At 58.0% G+C, this 20,044-nt stretch carries 19 protein-coding genes; 5 read left to right on the top strand and 14 right to left on the bottom strand.

Annotated features, from left to right (window positions below; translation table 11 throughout):
* A partial coding sequence (locus C6366_RS03025) for a sodium:calcium antiporter (protein ID WP_146164750.1) occupies positions 1–687 on the top strand: 687 nt, incomplete at its 5' end.
* A gap of 126 nt (positions 688–813) precedes the next feature.
* Here the strand turns inward: C6366_RS03025 and C6366_RS20215 are convergent.
* The 6 genes from C6366_RS20215 to C6366_RS03000 all read right to left on the bottom strand — a co-directional run bounded on the left by C6366_RS20215 (position 814) and on the right by C6366_RS03000 (position 6,820).
* Positions 814–2,172 (bottom strand): hypothetical protein, encoded by a 1,359-nt coding sequence (locus tag C6366_RS20215; protein WP_233248372.1) that lies wholly within the window; start codon positions 2,170–2,172, stop codon positions 814–816.
* Positions 2,173–2,206: 34 nt separating this feature from the next.
* On the bottom strand, positions 2,207–3,832 hold the full coding sequence (locus tag C6366_RS20210; protein WP_233248371.1) for a type I restriction endonuclease: 1,626 nt from the start codon (positions 3,830–3,832) through the stop codon (positions 2,207–2,209).
* A 114-nt stretch (positions 3,833–3,946) separates the two neighbouring features.
* Positions 3,947–5,419, bottom strand: a complete 1,473-nt coding sequence (locus tag C6366_RS03015) for an ATP-binding protein (protein ID WP_107735859.1) — start codon at positions 5,417–5,419, stop codon at positions 3,947–3,949.
* Positions 5,416–6,033, bottom strand: coding sequence for a type I restriction-modification system subunit M N-terminal domain-containing protein (locus C6366_RS03010; RefSeq protein ID WP_233248370.1), 618 nt, complete (start codon positions 6,031–6,033; stop codon positions 5,416–5,418). The genes C6366_RS03015 and C6366_RS03010 overlap by 4 nt, the downstream gene beginning before the upstream one ends.
* Before the next feature lie 137 nt (positions 6,034–6,170).
* Positions 6,171–6,404, bottom strand: a complete 234-nt coding sequence (locus C6366_RS03005; RefSeq protein WP_199221408.1) for a ribbon-helix-helix protein, CopG family — start codon at positions 6,402–6,404, stop codon at positions 6,171–6,173.
* Positions 6,401–6,820 carry a putative toxin-antitoxin system toxin component, PIN family gene (locus tag C6366_RS03000; protein ID WP_107735857.1) on the bottom strand — a complete coding sequence of 140 codons (420 nt, stop codon included), beginning with the start codon at positions 6,818–6,820 and terminating at the stop codon, positions 6,401–6,403. The genes C6366_RS03005 and C6366_RS03000 overlap by 4 nt, the downstream gene beginning before the upstream one ends.
* 317 nt (positions 6,821–7,137) lie before the next feature.
* Between C6366_RS03000 and C6366_RS02995 the strand changes: the two genes are divergently transcribed.
* The gene (locus tag C6366_RS02995) at positions 7,138–7,569 is read left to right on the top strand and encodes a DUF1566 domain-containing protein (RefSeq protein WP_107735856.1); all 432 of its coding nucleotides are present in this window, start codon (positions 7,138–7,140) and stop codon (positions 7,567–7,569) included.
* A 306-nt stretch (positions 7,570–7,875) separates the two neighbouring features.
* Here the strand turns inward: C6366_RS02995 and C6366_RS02990 are convergent, their stop codons facing one another.
* From C6366_RS02990 to C6366_RS02960, 7 genes are all read right to left on the bottom strand, one after another.
* Positions 7,876–8,865, bottom strand: coding sequence for a hypothetical protein (locus C6366_RS02990; RefSeq protein ID WP_146164749.1), 990 nt, complete (start codon positions 8,863–8,865; stop codon positions 7,876–7,878).
* On the bottom strand, positions 8,862–9,443 hold the full coding sequence (thrB, locus tag C6366_RS02985) for a homoserine kinase (protein ID WP_107735854.1): 582 nt from the start codon (positions 9,441–9,443) through the stop codon (positions 8,862–8,864). Before thrB ends, C6366_RS02990 begins: the two co-directional genes overlap by 4 nt.
* Before the next feature lie 56 nt (positions 9,444–9,499).
* A complete protein-coding gene (locus tag C6366_RS02980) occupies positions 9,500–10,225 on the bottom strand; it encodes an ABC transporter ATP-binding protein (RefSeq protein WP_107735853.1) in 726 nt (241 codons plus the stop codon).
* The gene (locus C6366_RS02975; RefSeq protein ID WP_107735852.1) at positions 10,222–10,989 is read right to left on the bottom strand and encodes an ABC transporter ATP-binding protein; all 768 of its coding nucleotides are present in this window, start codon (positions 10,987–10,989) and stop codon (positions 10,222–10,224) included. The genes C6366_RS02980 and C6366_RS02975 overlap by 4 nt, the downstream gene beginning before the upstream one ends.
* Before the next feature lie 19 nt (positions 10,990–11,008).
* Entirely contained in the window at positions 11,009–12,022 is a 1,014-nt protein-coding gene (locus C6366_RS02970) for a branched-chain amino acid ABC transporter permease (protein ID WP_107735851.1), read from the bottom strand.
* A 137-nt stretch (positions 12,023–12,159) separates the two neighbouring features.
* Positions 12,160–13,083 carry a branched-chain amino acid ABC transporter permease gene (locus C6366_RS02965; protein WP_233248369.1) on the bottom strand — a complete coding sequence of 308 codons (924 nt, stop codon included), beginning with the start codon at positions 13,081–13,083 and terminating at the stop codon, positions 12,160–12,162.
* 86 nt (positions 13,084–13,169) lie between these two features.
* The gene (locus C6366_RS02960; RefSeq protein WP_107735874.1) at positions 13,170–14,327 is read right to left on the bottom strand and encodes an ABC transporter substrate-binding protein; all 1,158 of its coding nucleotides are present in this window, start codon (positions 14,325–14,327) and stop codon (positions 13,170–13,172) included.
* Positions 14,328–14,766: 439 nt separating this feature from the next.
* On the opposite strand from C6366_RS02960, the gene C6366_RS02955 reads away from it, so the two are divergent.
* The gene (locus tag C6366_RS02955; RefSeq protein WP_107735850.1) at positions 14,767–16,923 is read left to right on the top strand and encodes a methyl-accepting chemotaxis protein; all 2,157 of its coding nucleotides are present in this window, start codon (positions 14,767–14,769) and stop codon (positions 16,921–16,923) included.
* 88 nt (positions 16,924–17,011) lie between these two features.
* On the opposite strand, the gene C6366_RS02950 is transcribed toward C6366_RS02955, so the two are convergent.
* Positions 17,012–17,917 (bottom strand): 50S ribosomal protein L11 methyltransferase, encoded by a 906-nt coding sequence (locus C6366_RS02950; RefSeq protein ID WP_158269614.1) that lies wholly within the window; start codon positions 17,915–17,917, stop codon positions 17,012–17,014.
* A 144-nt stretch (positions 17,918–18,061) separates the two neighbouring features.
* Here C6366_RS02950 and C6366_RS02945 point away from each other — a divergent pair, with 144 nt between their 5' ends.
* Both C6366_RS02945 and C6366_RS02940 read left to right on the top strand, forming a co-directional pair.
* Positions 18,062–19,714: a class I SAM-dependent DNA methyltransferase gene (locus tag C6366_RS02945; protein WP_199221407.1), complete on the top strand. Its 1,653-nt coding sequence runs from the start codon at positions 18,062–18,064 to the stop codon at positions 19,712–19,714.
* Positions 19,715–20,032 (top strand): hypothetical protein, encoded by a 318-nt coding sequence (locus C6366_RS02940; protein WP_107735847.1) that lies wholly within the window; start codon positions 19,715–19,717, stop codon positions 20,030–20,032.
* Positions 20,033–20,044 lie beyond the last annotated feature (12 nt).

The raw sequence follows: 20,044 nt of genomic DNA, 5'->3' as shown, positions 1-20,044 counted from the left end.
ATCCCCACCCACCCCACTCTCCTCTACAGAGACGGAGGTCTGTTACTGGGTCTGACCATGATGTTCATGGCTCTGATTTACCTGGATTTTCTGGGAAGATGGTCGGGCATGATTCTGCTGGGCGGCCTTGTCGGCTACACCGCGCTGCTCTTCACCCGCGCACCGAAGGAGATCGCCCGGATCACCATGGACCCCGGGGATCCCAAAAAGAGCGGAGAGGACGGTCAAGCGAAAGAAAAAATCGTCTGGCGAACCTACCTGTTGCTTTTGCTTGGTTTCATCGGCGTAGCCCTGGGCGGCAGGATCATGGTCCAGGCGGCCACGGAACTGGCCCTGGTCCTGGGGGTGAGTCAGTGGGCCATCGGCGTGACCATCGTCGCCGCAGGCACCTCCCTGCCGGAACTGGCCACCTGCCTGGCCGCCTCGCTCAAGGGCCGCAACGACATGATCTTGGGCAACCTGCTGGGCAGCGACATTTTCAACTTCGCCGGAGTCCTGGGCCTGACCATGCTCCTGCGCCCCCTCCACGCCCCGGAAAGCGCCCTGCTTTCCATGATCCTGCTCAACGCCATGATGCTCCTGGTCCTGCTCTTCATCCGCACCAACTGGGGCATCTCCAGAACCGAAGGCGCGCTGTTGATCTGCATGGCGCTCATGCGCTGGGGCGTGGATATTTCAGGCTCGTGAGCAGTATATCCCTCGCAATGCGGATAAAGCATAGCTCGACGAAGATTTCTTTGTTTCGCCTCGCAGTCCGGGATGATTTCAATTGCCCTGAAATTCATGCTTTCGAGCCATTTTCATGAACCTGGATTACCGTCCCTGGCCCGCCCCCGTTGCGGAATGCTCGGCCTGTTGTTGATAAGTCACGCCGAAGATGGTGTCGCCCACCCATTTCTTGAATGATGGGTTGTCGCTGAACTGCTTGAACAGCTCGGTGTGGTCGGACAAGAGGTCGACCATGACCCGTTGCAGCGCGGCGTCGTGTTCGATTCTTGCGGTCTTTTTGTCGTTGTTCTTCATGGCGTTCTGGTAGGCCGCGTCCGCCGCCACCTTGGCCGGGATCTCCTCGGCGATGACCTTGCTGATCTTGTCGCCGTCCTTCCATTCGATATTGCCGAACTGGTCGTTGAACGCCTTGATGATGTTGCTCAACTGGTCCAGCTCCGGTTCCGGCTTGCGACCGCCGCCGCTGGTGGGCACGGGGCCGATTTCGGCATCCTGATCCGCAAGGCCGATCTTCAGGCTGGTTTTCACCTCGACGCGGTAGCTGTCCATGTCGATGGCTTCCAGGATGCCCCGGGAGAGATCTTCTTCCTTGGGAGCGGGAAGCTTCGGGATCAAGAAGTTCAGGAATATCGACAGCTTTTCCCAGTCGGCATTCGAGTACGGCAGAATCGAGGCCAGGAAGCCGTAGGTGCGGACAAAGGCCTTGGCCTTGCCCTTGAAGTCCACTTGCCCGTCTTCATCGAGATCTGCGTTGTAGGTGGCCACGCAGGCGTCCAGGATCGGGTCGAGTTTGTCGCGGTCCGCGCCGTTCAGGTAGAGCCCCACCAGGTTGTCGATTTGCGTCCGCGAATAGACCTGACAGCCGTCCAGGTCCGACTTGAGGTCGTGCAGCTTGTTGGGGTCAGTCTCGTCGCTGAGGATGGTGGTGCGGTAATAGGGCTCGAACGACTTTTGGATGGTTTCCGAGTCGTTATGGAAATCGAGGATAAAGGTGTCGTGCTTTTGCGGATGGGCGCGATTGAGGCGCGAGAGGGTCTGCACCGCCTTGATGCCGGAGAGCGCCTTGTCCACGTACATGGTGTGCAGCAACGGCTCGTCGTAGCCGGTCTGGTATTTGTCTGCGACGATCAGGAAACGGTACGGGTCCTGCCGCACCTTGTCCGGAATCTGGCTGCCGGGGAAACCGTTCAGCGTCGCATCGGTGACCTTCTTGCCGCCGTACTCGTGCTCCCCGGAAAAGGCCACGATAGGCGCGTAAGGGCTCTTGCGCTCCTTGAGGTAATCCTTGAAGGCGTGGAAATACTGGATGGCCCGCTCGATTCCGCCCGTGACGACCATGGCCCGGGCCTGGCCGCCGATTTTGCGCAGGCTGATCACCTGGGCGTGGAAGTGGTCCACCATGATCTCCGCCTTCTCGCGGATGGCGTGCTCGTGGGACTCCACATAGCTGCGCAGCTTTTTCTGAGCCTTCTTGGCGTCAAAGACGCGGATCGTCCTCCACCGTCTTGGTCAGGCGGTAGTAGCTCTCCACCGGGGTGTAGTTCTTCAGCACATCGAGGATAAACCCCTCCTGGACGGCCTGCTTCATGGTGTAGCTGTGGAACGGATAGTGCTTTACGGCGCCGTCGGGCCGCGGGTCCGGCTCGCCGAAGATCTCCAGGGTCTTGTTCTTGGGTGTCGCGGTGAAAGCGAAGTAGCCGGCATTGATCACCATCTTCCGACCTTCCATGATCTTGTTGATCCTGTCCTCGACCGTCTCTCCCCCTTCGTCATCAGAATCGCCGAAGGGCGCGGTCTCCTCCAGCACGCGATTCATGGCGGCGGTGGTTTTGCCGCCCTGGCTGGAATGGGCCTCGTCAATGATGATGGCGAACCTGCTCGCGCGATGTTCGTCGCCGATCTCGTCGAGGATGAACGGGAATTTCTGCACCGTGGTAATGATGATTTTCTTTCCGGCCTTGAGGAAGCGCCGCAGGTCCCCGGAATGCTCGGCATGGCCGACGGTGGCGGAAACCTGGGCGAACTGCTTGATGGTGTCGCGGATCTGCTTGTCGAGCACCCGCCGGTCCGTGACTACGATAATCGAATCAAACAGGGGTGAATTTCGACCCGCCTCACGTAGGGGCACGGCGCGCCGTGCCCCTACCAATTGGTGCGCCAGCCAGGCGATGGAATTGCTCTTGCCGCTGCCCGCCGAATGCTGGATCAGATAGCGCCTGCCGATACCGCTCTCGGCGGCATCGGCCAGCAGCATGCGCACCACCTTCAACTGGTGGTAGCGGGGAAATATCTGCTTGTACGTCTTTTTGCCCGTTTTCTCGTCTTTGTCCTCCACCACCTGAGCGTAGTTCTCCAGGATGTCGGTCAGGCCCGCCTTGGAAAGAGTCTCTTTCCACAGGTAGTCGGTGGCCAGCCCGGCCGGGTTGGGTGGATTGCCCGCGCCGTCCCCCGCGCCCTTGTTGAAGGGCAGAAACCACGAGCCCTTGCCCTTGAGGTGGGTACAAAAACGCACTTCGTGATCGTCCACGGCAAAGTGGACAACGCAGCGACCGAACTGGAACAGCAGCTCCTTCGGGTCACGGTCGCGCTGGTACTGCTGCACGGCATCGAGAACGGTCTGTTTGGTGAGTTTGTTCTTGAGTTCAAAGGTGGCGACGGGCAGGCCGTTGATGAACACGGCCAGATCAAGAGCGAGCGAGATCTCAAGGCGGCTGTAGCGGAGCTGGCGCGTGACGCTGAAGACATTGGCCGCGAACCGCTCGGCCGCCTTCACGTTGCCCGGCGTCGGCGTGCCGTAGAACAGATCCACATGAGCCGGACCGTGCTTGATGCCCCCGCGCAGCACATCCACCACGCCGCGCTTGGCAATCTCGCCCTGCAGACGGTGCAAAAACTGGGTGCGCCTGGGGCCTTCCTCATTGATGCCGAGAGCCTCGTAGGTGGCGAGCTGGGTGGCGGCAAGAAATTCGAGCAGTTTGGGCGGATCGACGGCGTGTTCCCGGTCATAGTCCCGCGGATCGCCCTGAACGTATCCGGCCTCCTCCACGAGGGAGGTGACGATAATCGATTCCAGGCCCTTTTCGCTGGTGTCAGTCGGCTTCATCCATTCCCCTTGTCAATTAGCCATCAAGTACCTACGCGAAATAAAATACAATGAATCCATGCTTTAAGAAAACCGAGGCTCTTGAAATGGTGCGTTCCATCAATTACCCGTCAATTAAGATTTTGCCCAAAACGGCACATACTTCATGTGTTTTTTGGACGCCTCCTTGTCAAACGGCTTGATCGCCCCATCTTCAACAGCCTCTCGGATATATCTGGAAACTGCCGCCATATTTTTTTCCTCAACGCCGAATCGCGCCCTCAGCGAGGCGTTTGTCAAATAATCACGCATGACCCACTTCAGACAGGCATGGAGGTAGCAGGCTCTAACACGATCCGCCTTGTCCATCTCATTGAGTGGACGATGGGCAAAAAGTACGACCCTGGTAAACCCTTCCAGTACTTCGAAAAGTGGAGCGGGAAGCTGGAAATATTCCACCTCGAAAACCACCTTGTCGATTCCGCTACCCCGCTCCTCGCAAATACGAAACCGCCGCATCAGTGAGGCAAATACCTCATTGCGGGACTTTGGGGGAGTGTCAACAAAACGCTGGGTGCTAACCAGCGGCTCCCCAGGGTTGGTGATTTCCATTCGATCTTCGAATATTTCCACCATCGGCCCAGCACCGGTCACGAACAAATCTTGGTGGATGAGCGCATTGGCCACCAACTCCCGCACCGCCAATTCGGGAAACATGGGAACCGTTCGGCGCAAGGCCTGCTCGATCACTTCGTTGGTAGGTACCAGTGCCATAATGAAATGGATCAATCCTTCGAAACCATTGGCATAGCCTTTCCCGCCAACCTGTTCTCGCAAGGTTTCAATCCGGCCTCGCCCTTTGTAATGAACCACTCTCATAGCTTTGCGTCTGAGTCCGGGGAAATCATCCAGCTTCTTCGCGAAGAGGATCGCGCCGAGATTCGTGATGTTCCAGCCGCCTGCATCGCAGGCATGAATCAGTCCATCCTTGGCCAGGGCGTCGAGAATCGCGGCGCGCCCATCTGGAAGAGGCAATTCGAGAAGATCAAAGTAGGCGGGATAGTCGAGAAGCTTCAGGACATCCTCGCTGGAAACATGTTCAGTAGCGATGCCTCGCTCAAAGGGAATCTGATCAAACACTCGCCAGAGCGTGCGTTCCTTCTCCGGATGGTCCTTCAGCTTTTTCTTGTATGAGCCAACACGAATGAATTCCTGGTGCTTGAAGCGTACGGGATGCCGGAAGGCCGCGCCAATCTCCAGCAGGACCACCGCCTCAGCATCGATTATGAGCGTATGGAAACGAAAGTTGATCTTGGGGTCCAGCAAGCGAAGCAGCCAGCTTTCCAGTTCCTCGTTGCCAACTTTCACTGCCGCGGGATTGAACGCCGTGCCAACGATATCGAGGGTTTCGTTGTCCACGCCCCAGACCATGTAGGCATTGACCTTGCCCAGAAGCGCCGCCGAATTGGCCAGAGCCGATAGATACTCGCCGATCTCCTCCGGCTCCGCCCGGTTATGCTTGAACTCCACCCACTCCGTTTCGGCAGGCAACTTACGCAGCTCATGAACAAGCCCGATGAGGTACTCGGTTGGCCGATCGACGGTCATTCCTCAACCTCCGTCTCTAATTCATCATTGATGATATCATCGGACTCACCGGTATACTCATCCAACGCCGGCAGCTCCTCGAAGATGGTGCCCATGGAGTGGTTGTCCAGCGCCGGGAACAGTTCGTTGCCGTCCACGTCCCGGACCGGCTTGGGGCTGAGATTGACGCGGCCGTCGAGAAACTTCTCGATCAGGTGGCCGAGGATGTCCGCCTCGATCAACGTGGGAATCTGGTTGCGGAACTTGAACTTGTCGAGGATTTCCTGAACGTTGGGCGAAAAGCCGTCCAGGTAGGCTTCGAAATCGGCCTTAAGCTGCTGTTGCCTGGCGCGGTTCTTCAGGTCGCGCAGGGTAAAGGGCGATACGTTGTAAAAGGCCTCGCCGGAGGCCTGGCAGAGCGCGGCATGCTGATTGGCGATCCCGGTCCCGTCGAGCTGCTTTTTCATGCCGAGGACTTTCTCCTTGCTCGGCTCCAAAAGCGCGTCCAGTCGGCGGATGACCGTCATGGGCAGGATCACGTCGCGGTACTTGCCGCGCACATAGACGTCGCGCAACACGTCGTCGACGATGCCCCAGATAAAATTCACGATGCTGTTATGGATCACATGATTCATGGTCCGTCGTTACTCCTTGCGTTTCTTGTCGGCGTCCGCGTGGATTCGGGGTCAGGCTTGTAATTTAAATTTGACAACACGAGGCGCGTTGGTGCTTGTCGGCAGGCAAGTCACGGCGGGCCGGCGAGGCAGGCGCGCTATGCACCCGCCTGACTATCCTCGGCGTCCAGCCGCTCCAGAATCTCCAGCGCCCGGTTCACATCACCCGTCGCCGCCAAGGCCCGAAAATGGTTTTCCGTATCCCAGGCCGCCAGCGCATGCGCGCTCAACTCCTCAATCAGCTTGTTCGTGCTCAATCCACGGCTCCTGGCAAGCGCCTTCAGGCGCTGCGCCGTATCGTCGGGCAAACGGATCGTCAATGTACTGCTCATGGCCATTCCTCCAAACATTGCGCGGGCGTCAGGATGCGCAGCGAGCCGAGGTGCAACTCGCCACAGCCAACATCCCGCACATTATGCGTAACAATCGCCTCGGCATTACCCGCCAAGGCCAACTCGATCAGGTGATTGTCGGCCTCGTCCGGCAAGCTTGGCCGCCAGCCGTAATAAATTGTGACCCAACGGCCGCGTTGCGCCAGAGCCGCCAAAACTTCAAGACGCTCCGTCGCCGAAGTTGCGTCGCCCCACACCGGGCGATCCAGCAAAACGCGATACTCAAGCCACAGCGCGTTGCCGAACAAAGGCTCATAACGCCCCGTCAACGCACGTCGCAACACCTCACGCGAAGCGCCCCGTGCCGAACGCAGACCCGCCACGAAAACATTCGTGTCGATCACCATGGAAATCATGGTGACAGCATATATGCCATCAATTTGTATTGCAAGGAGATCAAGGAAGTTGTCACTGCCAACAAATCTTGCGCAACCAATGTTGTCGAAGCGAATTGGCGTTTTGGCAAGACATTGAAATTATATTGTTTTTGTCATGGCATTAAATGTGCTATGTATGTTTTAAAGCAATCACAATTAAACGAATAAGGAGGGAGAAGATCTGAGAAAAATATAGAACGAAGGTAGTGAGTTGTTGAGAACATTTTTTTATTTCGGATATTTTGGAATACTCAAATAGTGTACAAAAATCCATTAACCAATAAAAAGGAATTGTTATGAAAACAATGTACAGGAAGATTTTTGGAACAGTGACAGTGGCACTTACTTTCTTTCTGGTAATGCTGTTTATCTCTTCCACATCTTTTGCCGAGCAGTGCGTGGACAACGGAGATGGGACCGTAACGGACAACAATATAGGGCTTATGTGGCAACAAGGTCTATCTGCTGGTGAATGGACTCGTGCAATGCATACTGATGATATTAAAATTGGTGGTCATTCTGACTGGCGACTACCAAGCAAAGGAGAATTAATCAATCTTTACAATTCATCTTGTAAATCCATGATGGTTGTAAGAAATGAAGGTTATTGGTCATCTGCGCCATATAAAACTGCTTCTGCATGGGTCGTGGATTTCAGCAATGGCAGTATGCGCTACGAAATGGTTTATAAATATCATTTTATACGATATGTTCGTAATGCACGCTAACTCGTCGAATACCAGCATGCTCAACATGCGTATATTGCCACGAAGACGACTGATACTCGTGTAGAAACCAAAAAGTACAATTCTCAATTGAAAAAGCCTGTCGAATAACCGACAGGCTTTTTTGTCATCCAAATTCCAACAAACGCAGGAAGGGCTGCGTAAAAAGCACGTGAACTGGCGTCGGCGGACACAAACCCCTTGTTGTCTAATCGTGACGGCAAGGTGATAAAAGAGTTATTTCAGGCTCGCGAGCATGCTCTCATGTGCCATGCCCCATAAGCGCCGAACCGTGTTGCAGCGCGGCCGTCAGAAAAACAGCCGAAACGGAACAATCCGTTTTTCGAGCAGGTAGTTCAGGATGGGATCGCGGCCCTGGAGGACGACGCGTTTGGTGGGAGTTTCTTGGATGATCAGCAGGGGGACGCCGCGGAAGCCGCTGTTGCGCAGGAACGTCCCGCCCTTGCGCGCGGCCTCGGTGACCTGGGGCTGAATGGCGATGTCCGGAGCGGCCGATTGCTCCACCAGGAGAATGGCTTGAAACGGATTGCCGGCGGTTTCCGGCAGGTCCAGAAGGGCGGTGAGCTTGCGCTGGTCCTCGGGCTGTGTGTCCAGGGGCACGAGGTTCCATTCGCCGCTGACCGGGGGATGCGTGGCCAGGCTGGCCAGGACATGGGTGCAGAAGGGGCAGTGCAGACTGAAAAAATAGTAGAGCTGGGGATACGTGGAGGTGTCCGCGCGGTGGGTGACCAGGACTGTCTCCCGCAGGTCCGGGGTGCGCTCGGGGAACAGGAACATGGCCTGGGAAGCGAAGGCCGCGGTCCAGACGGCCAATCCCATGACCACCGCGGCCAGGGACTTCCGGGCCGCGCCGAAGGCCAGCAGAATCAGCAGCAGGGCCACGCCCACAGCGTAACAGAGGACGCATGCTTCCTGTATCCCGAAACGCTGGAAGCCAAGAATTCCACCGTCGAACGCCAAGCCGGCGGTCAAGATGATGGCGATGAGCAGCCAAAGCCAACTCTTGTCCCATTGCCGGGCCAGAAATAACGCGCCGGCCAAAAGCCAGAAAAAGATCACTCCCAGACCAATAAAGACCTTTTCGCCGAATTTGACGAAAGTCCCGACCACCGCGCATCCGGCAGTGGGACACAGCCCACCTCGTCCGGTCTCCATCAGCCAATATTCCAGGCTCAAGGCCAGGGCAGCGATCACGGATAACACCACCGGAAGCCAGGATATGATCACGCTTCCAAGGCTCGGTGCGCCCAAAATGATTGTTCCTCGTTTTTGCTTCATGTTCGTCTCTGAAGATTGTTTAGTTGGTCCGCAAGCCACGGACGAAGCCGCTCCAAAGCATTGTGAATGGAGCAGTCGTCCATGTCCAGGGTCAGGTCCGCTGCTGCCCGGTACAGTGGTTCGCGTTCGTCATAGAGCTGTTCCAGGGTTTGGTCCGGCTTCCTGGCCAAGCCCCGGCCTCGAGCGTCCCGGACCCGATCACGGATCGTGTCCACGCCGACCCGCAGATAAACCACGGGCCCCAGTTCCCGCAAGCGCCTTACAGCCCTCGGTCCATAAACCACGCTCCCCCCGGTGGCCACCACGGTCCGCCACAGCCAGAGCTTCGCCACCACGTCTTCCTCGGCCCGCAGGAAACCTTCCAAACCGAATCGGTCCAGCAATGCCTGCAAGGGAGCGCCCCAGTGCGCTTCCATCAACCGATCCGTGTCCACCAAGGCCCAACCCATATCTTCGGCCAGGGCTCGGCCCAAGGTGCTCTTCCCGGCCCCGGCCATTCCGATAAGGCTGAGGCAGGGCACGGTTCGGGGGGCGAGGTCAGGGGAGGTTTGGCGGAGGTCGGGATAGGGGGTAGGCATGGGGAGAGTCAGAAGTCAGGCGAACTCAGTATTGGCTGCTTGTCAAGGATAAGAGGTCATCCGCCGAGATAGGCCTTTTTGATCTCCGGGTGGTCCATGAGTTCCGAGCAGGGACCGGAGATGCGAATTTCGCCGGTGTCAAGAACGTAGGCCCGGTGGGCGAACTGGAGGGCCAGGCGGGCGTTCTGCTCCACCAGGAGGATGGTCATGCCGTTCTGGTTCAAGCGCTTCAAGGCCCGGAACATGTCGTACATCAACAGTGGAGCCAAGCCCATGGACGGCTCGTCCAACATCAAAAACTTGCAGCCGGTCATCAGGGCCCGACTCACGGCCAGCATCTGCTGTTCGCCGCCGCTCAGGGATTCGCTGCGCTGGTGGCGGCGTTCATGCAACCGGGGGAACAGGTTGAAAATCTGTTGGTACTCCTGCTCCAGATTCTCGCCGGGCTTCCGGGAATACGTGGCCAGTTGCAGGTTTTCCATGACCGTCAGATTGCCGAAAATGTGCCGCCCTTCCGGGCATAAGGCGATCTTCAGGTTGGCCACCACGTCGTGGGCCTGGGTCTTCAAGAGGCTTTGCCCTTGAAAACTGATGTCACCTTCCGTGACTCGGGGGGCCTCCGGCGGGGTGAGGCGGGCGATGGACATCAGGGTGGTGGATTTGCCCGCGCCGTTGGCCCCGATCAGGGTGACCACCTCGCCCTGGTCCACATGAAAGCTGATCCCGTGCAGGGCCTGAATGTTGCCGTACTTGACCTTGAGGTTTTCCACTGAAAGCATCACAGCGTTCCATCTCCCAGATAGGCTTTGATCACGTCAGGGTTGTTCTGGATCTGGTCGGGCGTGCCTTCGGCGATGGTCGCGCCGAAGTCGATCACCTTGATCCAGGTGCACAGACTCATGACCACGTCCATCTGGTGCTCGATCATCCAGATGGTCAGCTTGAACTCCTTGTGAATCCAGCGGATCAGTTCAATCAGGCCTTCGATGTCCGTGGAGTTCAACCCTGCCGCCGGTTCATCCAAAAGCAGCAGGGACGGCTTGACCGCCAGAGCCCGAGCGATCTCCACCCGTCGCTGCAATCCATAAGGCAGGTTTCTGGGTCGCTCCAGGGCGTAGCGGTCCAGTTTGAGAGCTTCAAGAATTTCATGGGCGCTGTGCTCGATATCCGCCTCGGCTCGTTGATAGCGACGGGTCCGGGCCAGGGCGTCCACCAGGTTGTAGCCCAAGGTTTGGTGCCGGGCCAATCGGATATTGTCCAGCACGGTCATGTCGTGCCAGAGCCGAATGTTCTGAAAGGTCCGGGCCACGCCCAGGGCCGTGATCTTGTGCGGCTTCAAACGCCTGGTGTCCGTGCCTTTGAACAGGATTTTTCCCTGGCTGGGCTTGTAGAAGCCGCTGACCAGGTTGAAGACCGTGGTCTTCCCCGCGCCGTTGGGGCCGATCAGGCCATTCAGCTCGCCGCCGTCAAAACGCAGGTTGAAGTCGGACAAGGCGCACAAGCCGCCAAAAATCTGGGTCATTGATTGTATTTCCAGCAAGGCCATGTATCGCTCTCCTCCCACCCTACTTGAACTGAATCCAGCGGCGCAGGCGTGGAAAAATATCTGACAGCTCCCGGTTGCCCATGATCCCCTCGGGCCGGAAGTGCATTAAAATGATCAGCATCAGGGGCACGATCACCCATTTGATGATCTGCAAGGGCCGCATGGCTTCCATCAGCAGGGTGAACAACACCGCGGAAAGCACTGATCCGGTCAGGGAGCCCATGCCGCCCAGGTAGACCATGACCATGATTTCCGTGGTCTTCAGGATGCCGAAGGCCCCGGGGTTCACGTAGCCCAGGACATGGGCGAACAAGCCCCCGGCCAGACCGGCCAGACCGGAGGAAAGCATGAACGCCACCACTTTCATCTTGTTGGTGTTCACGCTCATGATCTCCGCGGCCACCTCGTCCTGGCGGATGGCGATGATTCCCTTGCCGTAGGTGGAGGAGACGAAGCGCCGGATGATCCAGATGGTGAAGACGGTGCAGATGAAAATCCAGATCATCATCCAGGGCAACTCGATCACGTCCTCCATGAACACCACCGTGGAGCGCATGCCCATGAATCCCCTGGGGCCGCCGATGGCGCTGATGTTCTCGATGGTGCTCTTGATGATGTACAGGGAAGCGATGGTGATAATGGCCAGGTAGTCGTCCCGTGTCTTGAACGAAGGGATGGCCACCAGCAGTCCGGCCAGGGCGGCGGCCACGGCCCCGCCCAACAGGCACAGGGGAAAGATGACCAGGGCAAACTCCGGGGACAGCACCGCGGGCCCGAAAACCCTGTCGTCGGTCAGCAGCCAGACCGAAAGCAGGGAGGAAACGTAGGCTCCCACGGCCATGAAACCGGCGTGCCCGCAGGAGAATTCACCCATGTACCCGTTAACGATGTTCAGGCTGGAGGAAAGGATGATGTTGATGCCCATGAACATGATCACGGACTGGATGTAAAGGTCGATCATGCCGCCCTGGCTCATGCCGATCAGTCCGGCGAAAAGCGCGGCCAGCAATATGGGGACGGTAAAACGCTGCATGGATTCGGTCCGCCTGTGCAGAATTGAGGGTTCAGGGGTTCGCGGTTCAGCGGTTGATCAGAAAAAGCACAAGAGGCCAAGTTCAGTTCAGATTGAAACAACCGTGAACAGTTGAACCCTTGAACCGTTGAACCTCTCTAAATCTTCGTCGTCTGGGCCATGCCGAAGATGCCCGTAGGTTTGATGGACAGGATCAGCAGCAGGATGCTGAAGGCGATGAGATCCCGGAAGGTGGACGGGAAAAAGGCCACGACCATGATTTCCAGAAAGCCGAGCAGAAAGCCTCCCACGAAGGCGCCTCGGATGTCCCCGATCCCGCCGACAACCGCGGCGATAAAGGCCTTCCAGCCGATCATCGCTCCCATGTACGGCTCCAGAACCGGATAGGACATGGAATAGAGCAGCCCGGCCAGTCCGGCCAGGGATGAGCCGAGAACAAAGGTGATCACCACGATGGTGGCCACGGGAATGCCCATCAGCGGAATGGCGAAGCGGTCGTAGGAGATGGCCCGCATGGCCATTCCAATCCGCGTTTTGGAAATGATGGTGTAGAGCATGGCGAAGACCAAAAACGCGGCAAGAATCGTGGCCACGCGCAGATTGGTGAAAGTGACCCCGCCGATGGTATACACGCTGCGCTCCACCAGGTCCGGAAAGCTGCGCCGGCTGGCGCCCAGCACGGCCAGGTTGGCGTGTTGGAGAATCAGGCCGCACATCAGGGCAGTGATCACCACGTAAAGCCGGTGAGCCCCCTTGTTGCGCAGCGGACGGTAAGCCACCCGCTCGATGGTCACGCCCACCCCGGCCGTGAGAATCATGGTGATGGGGATGGTCAGGACCAGCACCATGGGATTGGAAAGGCCGAAGGAAAAATCCGTGTACATGCCCATCAAAAAAGTGGCCGTGAAGTAGGCGATGAACGCGCCGACCATGAAGATGTCGCCATGGGCGAAGTTGATCAGCCGGAGCACCCCGTAGACCAGGCAATAGCCCAGGGCGATCAGGGAGTAAAAGCTACCCCACTGCAAGGCGTTCATGATGTTCTGAAACAGTGATTCCACGGGAATGCCTCGGAAGGAAGAGGTTTGAAGCTGGCCCGGGTCGAAACTTGAGCGTCCGTCCCGGGCCAGCAATTCTTCAGGTCAGGTTACGGACAAACAGACTCGGTGAATTCAAACTCACCTGCGTCGTTAATTTTAACGACCACGGCGCATTTGATCGGATCGCCTTCATCGTCAAAGCGCATTGAACCGGTGATGCCGTCGAACTCTTCGATAGCGGCCATGGCGTCGCGGATGGCGGCTCTGTCGTTGCGCAGATTCCCGGATAAACCACCGGTGGACTGGATTGCCTCGAGGACCAGGCGTGTCGCATCCCAGGTCAGGGCGGCCACGTCGTCCGGAGTGTAGCCGTACTTGGCTTGGTACTTCTCGATGAAATCCTTGGTGGCCCCGGTGGCCCCGGCAGCGGCGTAGTGGGTGGAGAAATAGTGCCCCTTGCACAGGTCGCCGCACAGGGTCATCAGTTCGGCGGAACCCCAGGCATCAGCCCCCATGAAAGGGCCGGTCCAGCCCAGGTCGCTGGCCTGGCGTACAATCAGGGCCACTTCGTTGTAGTTGTTGGGCAGGAAGATGAAATCCGGCTGGGCCGCGAGGATCTTGGTCAACTGGGCGCTGAAGTCCTGGTCCCGATCGCCGTAGGATTCAAAGGCCACAACGGAGCCTTTGCCATTTTTCGATTCAAAATCATCCCGAAAGAATTCGGCCAGCCCTTTGCTGTAATCATTCGCCAGAGCAAAAAGCACGGCTGCCTTGTCGGCATTGAACTGCTTCATGGCAAAATCCACGGCCACGGGAGCCTGAAACGGATCCAGGAATGCCGCCCGGAAGACCCAGGGACGGTTCAATGTCGCATCAGGGTTTGTGGACCAGGGAGAAATCATCGGGGTGCGGTTGTCGTTGGCAACCTGCCCTGCCGGCACGGCCTGCTTGCTGGACTGCGGGCCGACAATGGCCAGAACGCGGTCCCGGTCGATCAGCTTGAGCATGGTCATGACCGCGGATTCCGGCTTGGACTCGTTGTCCTCGTAAATGAACCGCAACTCATGCTTGACGCCCCCGATCTCCAGACCGCCCTGGGCCATGATCTCCTCGCGAAGCATTTCGGCGGCATAGCGGGAGGATTCACCGACCTTGGGGATGTCTCCGGTCAGGGGAATGACGAACCCAAGGGTTATGGTATTGGACGCATCGGCCCGGGAGTACTCGCCCTGCCCTCCCAAAACAAACAAACATCCAAAAATCATTACCGAAAAAAGAAAACTCACTCGCCGTAAAGTCATCTCTCGCCTCCTGAATAAAATGGTTAACGGACCCACTACCATGGGATGAAGGAGGACTTAGACGAAGTTTCAAGAAAACAAAAGAGGTCGCTCCTATTTTTAAGCGACTCAGCAAGTTCCCATCCCTCCATGTGATCTTCGGCAACGCAGTGATCTTCGTGAAAATATGGACAAGACTGGCGATTGCTTGACCTCATTTTGTATTCTTGGCATAGCCTCACATAGTCTTATGAAAATAATGAGCTTAAGAGCCGCAAAACTTAATATTTCAGCAAATTCAATCAAATCATTGCAGCTGAGTCGGTTTTTGGCTTTAACGAGAACCTGAATCCTCAGACGGCGGTCGTCGCCGTTGGAACTTTAATCATTCCCACAATCCCCGCCAAAATGGGAGGTTTTTTCCGTGCGCATCAAGCTTCGAGAAAAAGTTTTCATCCCCTTGTTCATCGCCCTGCTCATGCTGGGCGCGGTGATGTATTTCGTGACGGACTCCAATCTGAAACGTCTGAGCAACGAGTTCGTCACCCAGATCGGCCTGGGCAAGGTGGCTGAGATTGAGGCGGCCATGGATATGGCGAGCATGAAAGCGCAGGAATTAACGGCGCTCTTCACCCGGTTGCAGGCGGTCCAACGGGCCTATCAGATCGCCCTTTCCGGAAATATTGATGACGAGGCCGACCCCATGCTCCAGGAGGCCCGCCAGATGTTGCGCACCGAGTTGCTCCACACCCTGCAAGGTTACGAGGCTGTGATGGATGACCGGCTGAAACTGCACTTTCACCTGCCCAACGGACGCAGCCTGGTCCGGCTCTGGATGGACAGGAACTTTCGTCGCGACGGCCAGTTAATCGACATTTCCGACGATATCTCCGGCTTTCGCCAAACCGTCATGGAAGCCAACCGGGAACGGCGCATGGTGCAGGGACTTGAGGTCGGCGTCGGGGGCTTCGACATCCGCAGCGTCCTGCCCCTGACCTCCACCCGGGGCGAACACCTGGGCAGCGTGGAGATGTTGGTGGAGTTCGAACCAATCCTGCGGACCGCGGCCGCTGGGGAAGGACAACACCTGCTTCTGTTCATGAATTCGGATTTGTTGCGCATCGCCCAGCGCCTGCAAGACGCGGAAAAGCATCCCTTAATCGGAAATCAGTTCGTTCAGGTCTCCGGGGCCGACGATCCAGCGGTGAACAGCCTGATCACCCCTGCCCTGCTCGCCCATGCCAAATCACAACTCTCCGTGGCCATCCATGACAACTTCTCCCTGACGGCTTTCCCGCTGGAAGATTACGGCGGACGACAAATCGGGGTGATGGTTTACGTTCTGGACATCTCCAAAGAGCAGGAACTGATCCGCCACATCACCTGGTTGCTGCTCGGCTTGATCGGGGTCATTCTTCTGGTCTTCGCCGTGGTGGGCCAGGCCACGGTGTGGGCCGCGATTCTCAAGCCCATGAAGCAACTGCTCGGCTTTGCCCAAAAAGTCGGTGCCGGCGATCTGGAAACCCGCGTCAACCTCGCCTCCCGTGACGAAATGGAAGAACTGGGCATTGCCATGAATACCATGGTCGGCAACCTGCGGAATAAAATTTTCGAGGCTGAGCAAAAGACCAAGGAAGCGGCCGAAGCCGTGGAACGGGCCAACATCTGCACCCAGGACGCCGAAGATGCCCGCAAGGAAGCCGAACGGGCTCGCCGGGACGGCATGCTTCAGGCCGCGGAGCGCATCGACCAGGTAGTAGCCCGGATCGCCGCTTCGGCCCAGGAGATGTCCAGTCAGGTGGACGCCGCGAGGCAAGGCTCCGAGCAGCAGAAGATGCGCACGGGGGAAACAGCCACGTCCACGGAAGAGATGAACGCCACGGTTCTGGAAGTGGCCAAAAACGCCTCCCATGCGGCCGAAGGTTCGGACCAGGCCAAGATCAAGGCCCAGTCCGGCGCGGAGATCGTTCAAAACGCGGTCAAGGCCATTGCCGACGTGCAACGCAACGCCCTGGATCTGAAAAAGAAAATCGCCAGCCTGGGAGAAAAGGCCGAGGGCATCGGTCGGATCATGACCGTCATCGACGACATCGCGGACCAGACCAACTTGTTGGCCCTAAACGCGGCCATCGAGGCGGCCCGGGCCGGAGACGCCGGACGCGGCTTCGCAGTGGTGGCCGACGAAGTCCGCAAGCTGGCGGAGAAGACCATGACCGCCACCAAGGAGGTCGGCGACTACATCTCCGCCATCCAGGTGGAGGTCCGGGACAATGCGGCCAGCGTGGACCAGACCGTGGAGTCGGTCAAAGGTGCCACTCAGTTGGCCTCTAAATCCGGCAAGGAGCTGCGTGAAATCGTCAACCTAGCCGAAGCCACCTCGGACCAGGTCCGCTCCATCGCCACCGCAGCGGAACAGCAGTCCGCGGCCAGCGAGGAGATCACCCGGTCAGTGGAGGAAATCGACCGCATTTCCACGGAAAACGCCGAAGCCATGCAGGCAACATCCAGGGCCATCGAGGACCTGAACGCGGGCTTGGGTGAACTGGGCAGCCTCGTGGAGGAACTGAAGCGGGTCGGATAGCGGACCAACGAAAAAATCGTGATGGGGTGCGCAAAGCCCCCCACGCCAAAAGGGCCTCACTTCGGAGACGACGTGAGGCCCTTGCCGTTCATGCCCAGATCAGCGCGACCCACTCACCGTCCGTCAGCCTTCGTGGAGCGGGCAGCCCCTGGTCGCGATAGGCGTTTTCCACCCGCTCGGCCTGCTCCTCCAAAATTCCGGACAGGACCATGCATGCCCCGGACTCCAGGCGTCGAGCCAGGGTCAGCGCCATACGCACCAACGGACCGGCCAGGATATTGGCCAGAATCAGTCCGAAACGCCGGTCCGGATCGAGTATCTCCAGCCCGCCTTTCTGGATGGCCAGCCCCTGGTAAATCTCGTTCAAGGCCATGTTTTCCTGAGCGTTGGCCACGGCCACGGGATCGATGTCCAGGGCCAGACCGGTCATTCCGAGCTTGGCGCAGGCCAGGGCCAGAATGCCGGAGCCGGTTCCCAGATCCAGAAACCCGGTATTCGCGGAAACGGCCCCTTCCCTCCACAACATGGCCACGGCCTTCAGGCAAAGGGCCGTGGTGGCGTGATGCCCGGTGCCAAAGGCCATTTTCGGCTCGATGAGCAGGGGAATCAGTCCGGAGACCTCGCCCTCGGACTTCAGCCAGGGCGGCAGCACCAGGAAGGTGTCGTCAACGCGCACGGGGCTGAAGAATTCTTTCCAGGATTCACCCCAATCCTTGTCCTCATACGTGGACTCGGAACAGACCACCTCCGGCCACTCCCGCCGGACGTCCCGTAGCAGCTCACCTGCCAAATTCCGCGGAAAGTCCTGGGCCTGATCCGCATCCCGTGGCAAAGACTCAGCTCGGTCCCTAGCTTCAAAATGGATCACGAACCGAACCCACCCCGGCTCGGATAGATCCACCTCCCACCCCCAGGACACCCGCTGTGCCAAAAAACCGGCGAACCGATCCTCATTCTCCTCCGCCACCAGCAATTCTATTCGTGACAGTTCCATGACTCTCCAGCAATCTGTTGAAATTGACAAAAACGTCGTCCTTTCAGGACTCGAAATCGTGCTTCGTTCATTCCTCCTGCCCGCCAGAACGCCCCATGACCGCTCTCGGTCTCTCTCACCAGAGCCGCAATAGCGGAAACAGTCTTGACCGGCTACTGCTTGCCGTCGCGGCCATTCTTCGGCCATCACGATGCATGTGGACTGATCATCCGGGATCGGTTAGCTATCCGCCTAATGACAAACAATAACAGTAGAGGCAAATCCCTCGAATCCTGGATCTGGGAGGCGGCCTGCTCTATCCGTGGCGCCAAGGATGCACCGAAGTATAAGGATTTCATTCTGCCGTTGATCTTTACCAAGCGGCTGTGCGATGTCTTCGATGACGAGGTCAATCGCATCGCGGCGGAGGTCGGTTCGCGCAAAAAGGCCTTCCAGCTGGTCAAGGCCGATCACAAGCTGGTGCGCTTCTATCTCCCCCTGCTGCCGGAAGACCCGGAAGAACCGGTCTGGTCGATCATCCGCAAACTCTCCGACAGGATCGGCGAAGGCGTCACCACCCACATGCGGGCCATCGCCAAGGAAAACCCTCGCTTGCAGGGCATCATCGACCGCGTCGACTTCAACGCCACCACCCACGGCCAGCGGGATATCGACGACGACCGGCTCTCCAACCTGATCGAAGCGATCAGCACCAAACGCCTCGGACTCGAGGACGTCGAGGCCGACATCATCGGCAAGAGCTACGAATACCTGATCCGCAAGTTCGCCGAGGGCGGCGGCCAGAGCGCCGGAGAGTTCTACACCCCCCCGGAAGTCGGCGTCATCATGTCCAAGGTGCTTCAGCCGGAACCCGGCATGGAGATCTACGATCCCGCCTGCGGTTCCGGCGGCCTGCTCATCAAGTGCGAAATCGCCATGGAAGAGGCGGCCAAGGGCAGGAAGCGCACCGTTGCCCCGCTCAAGCTCTACGGCCAGGAATACACCGCCGACACCTGGGCCATGGCCAACATGAACATGATCATCCACGACATGGAAGGCGAGATCGAGATCGGCGACACCTTCAAGAACCCCAAATTCCGCAACAAGCAGGGCAGACTGCGCACCTTCGACCGCGTCGTGGCCAATCCCATGTGGAACCAGGACTGGTTCACCGAGGCCGACTACGACAACGACGAACTCGACCGCTTCCCGGCGGGGGCCGGCTTCCCCGGCAAATCCTCCGCCGACTGGGGCTGGGTCCAGCACATGCACGCCAGCCTGAATGAAAAAGGCCGCGCCGCCGTGGTCCTGGACACCGGCGCGGCATCCCGCGGATCGGGCAATGCCGGCACCAACAAGGAAAAGACCGTCCGCCAATGGTTCGTCGACCACGACCTCATCGAGAGCGTCCTCTACCTGCCGGAAAACCTCTTCTACAACACCACCGCCCCGGGCATTATCCTGTTCCTGAACAAGGCCAAGCCCAAGGAGCGCCGGGGCAAGGTCCTGCTGGTCAACGCATCCCAGGTCTTCGAAAAAGGCGACCCCAAGAACTTCATCCCGGATGAGGGCATCCAGCGCATCGCCGACACCCTCATCGGGTGGATGGAAGAGGAAAAACTCAGCCGCATCGTCGATCACGCCGAGTTGAAAAAGAACGACTACAACATCTCCCCCAGCCGCTACATCCACACCTCGGATGCCGAAACCTACCGGCCCATCGCCGAGATCGTCGCGGAACTCAAGGTCATCGAAGCCGAGGCAAAGGAGACCGACAAGGCTTTGCGGGAGATTCTGGAGAAACTGGGGATTGAATAAATGAGCACGGATCCAGCAGCCAACCTAAAGCTTCGCGTCTTCATCAGCTCCGCTCAAAAGGAGCTGGAAGAGGAACGCATGCAACTACGAATACTGCTGACCTCTGACCCATTCCTGCTCCGCTACACGGTTCCCAAGCTTTTCGAGAAATATCCCGCAGGCCTCAGACCCGACAAGAAGCCCTATCTCAACTCAATCTTCTCGAAAAACAAGGCCAAGGCCGATCTACCCGATATGTCCCTCAAGCAGACAAACCATAATCGGCCGATAATCGCCCGATTTTTCGCCCCTAATCGCCCGATTTCGGCTTGCTCGTAACATTTATGGCCG

It is taken from the genome of Desulfonatronum sp. SC1 (assembly GCF_003046795.1).
Lineage (GTDB): Bacteria > Desulfobacterota > Desulfovibrionia > Desulfovibrionales > Desulfonatronaceae > Desulfonatronum.
This window is presented reverse-complemented; position numbering and strand designations above follow the sequence as displayed.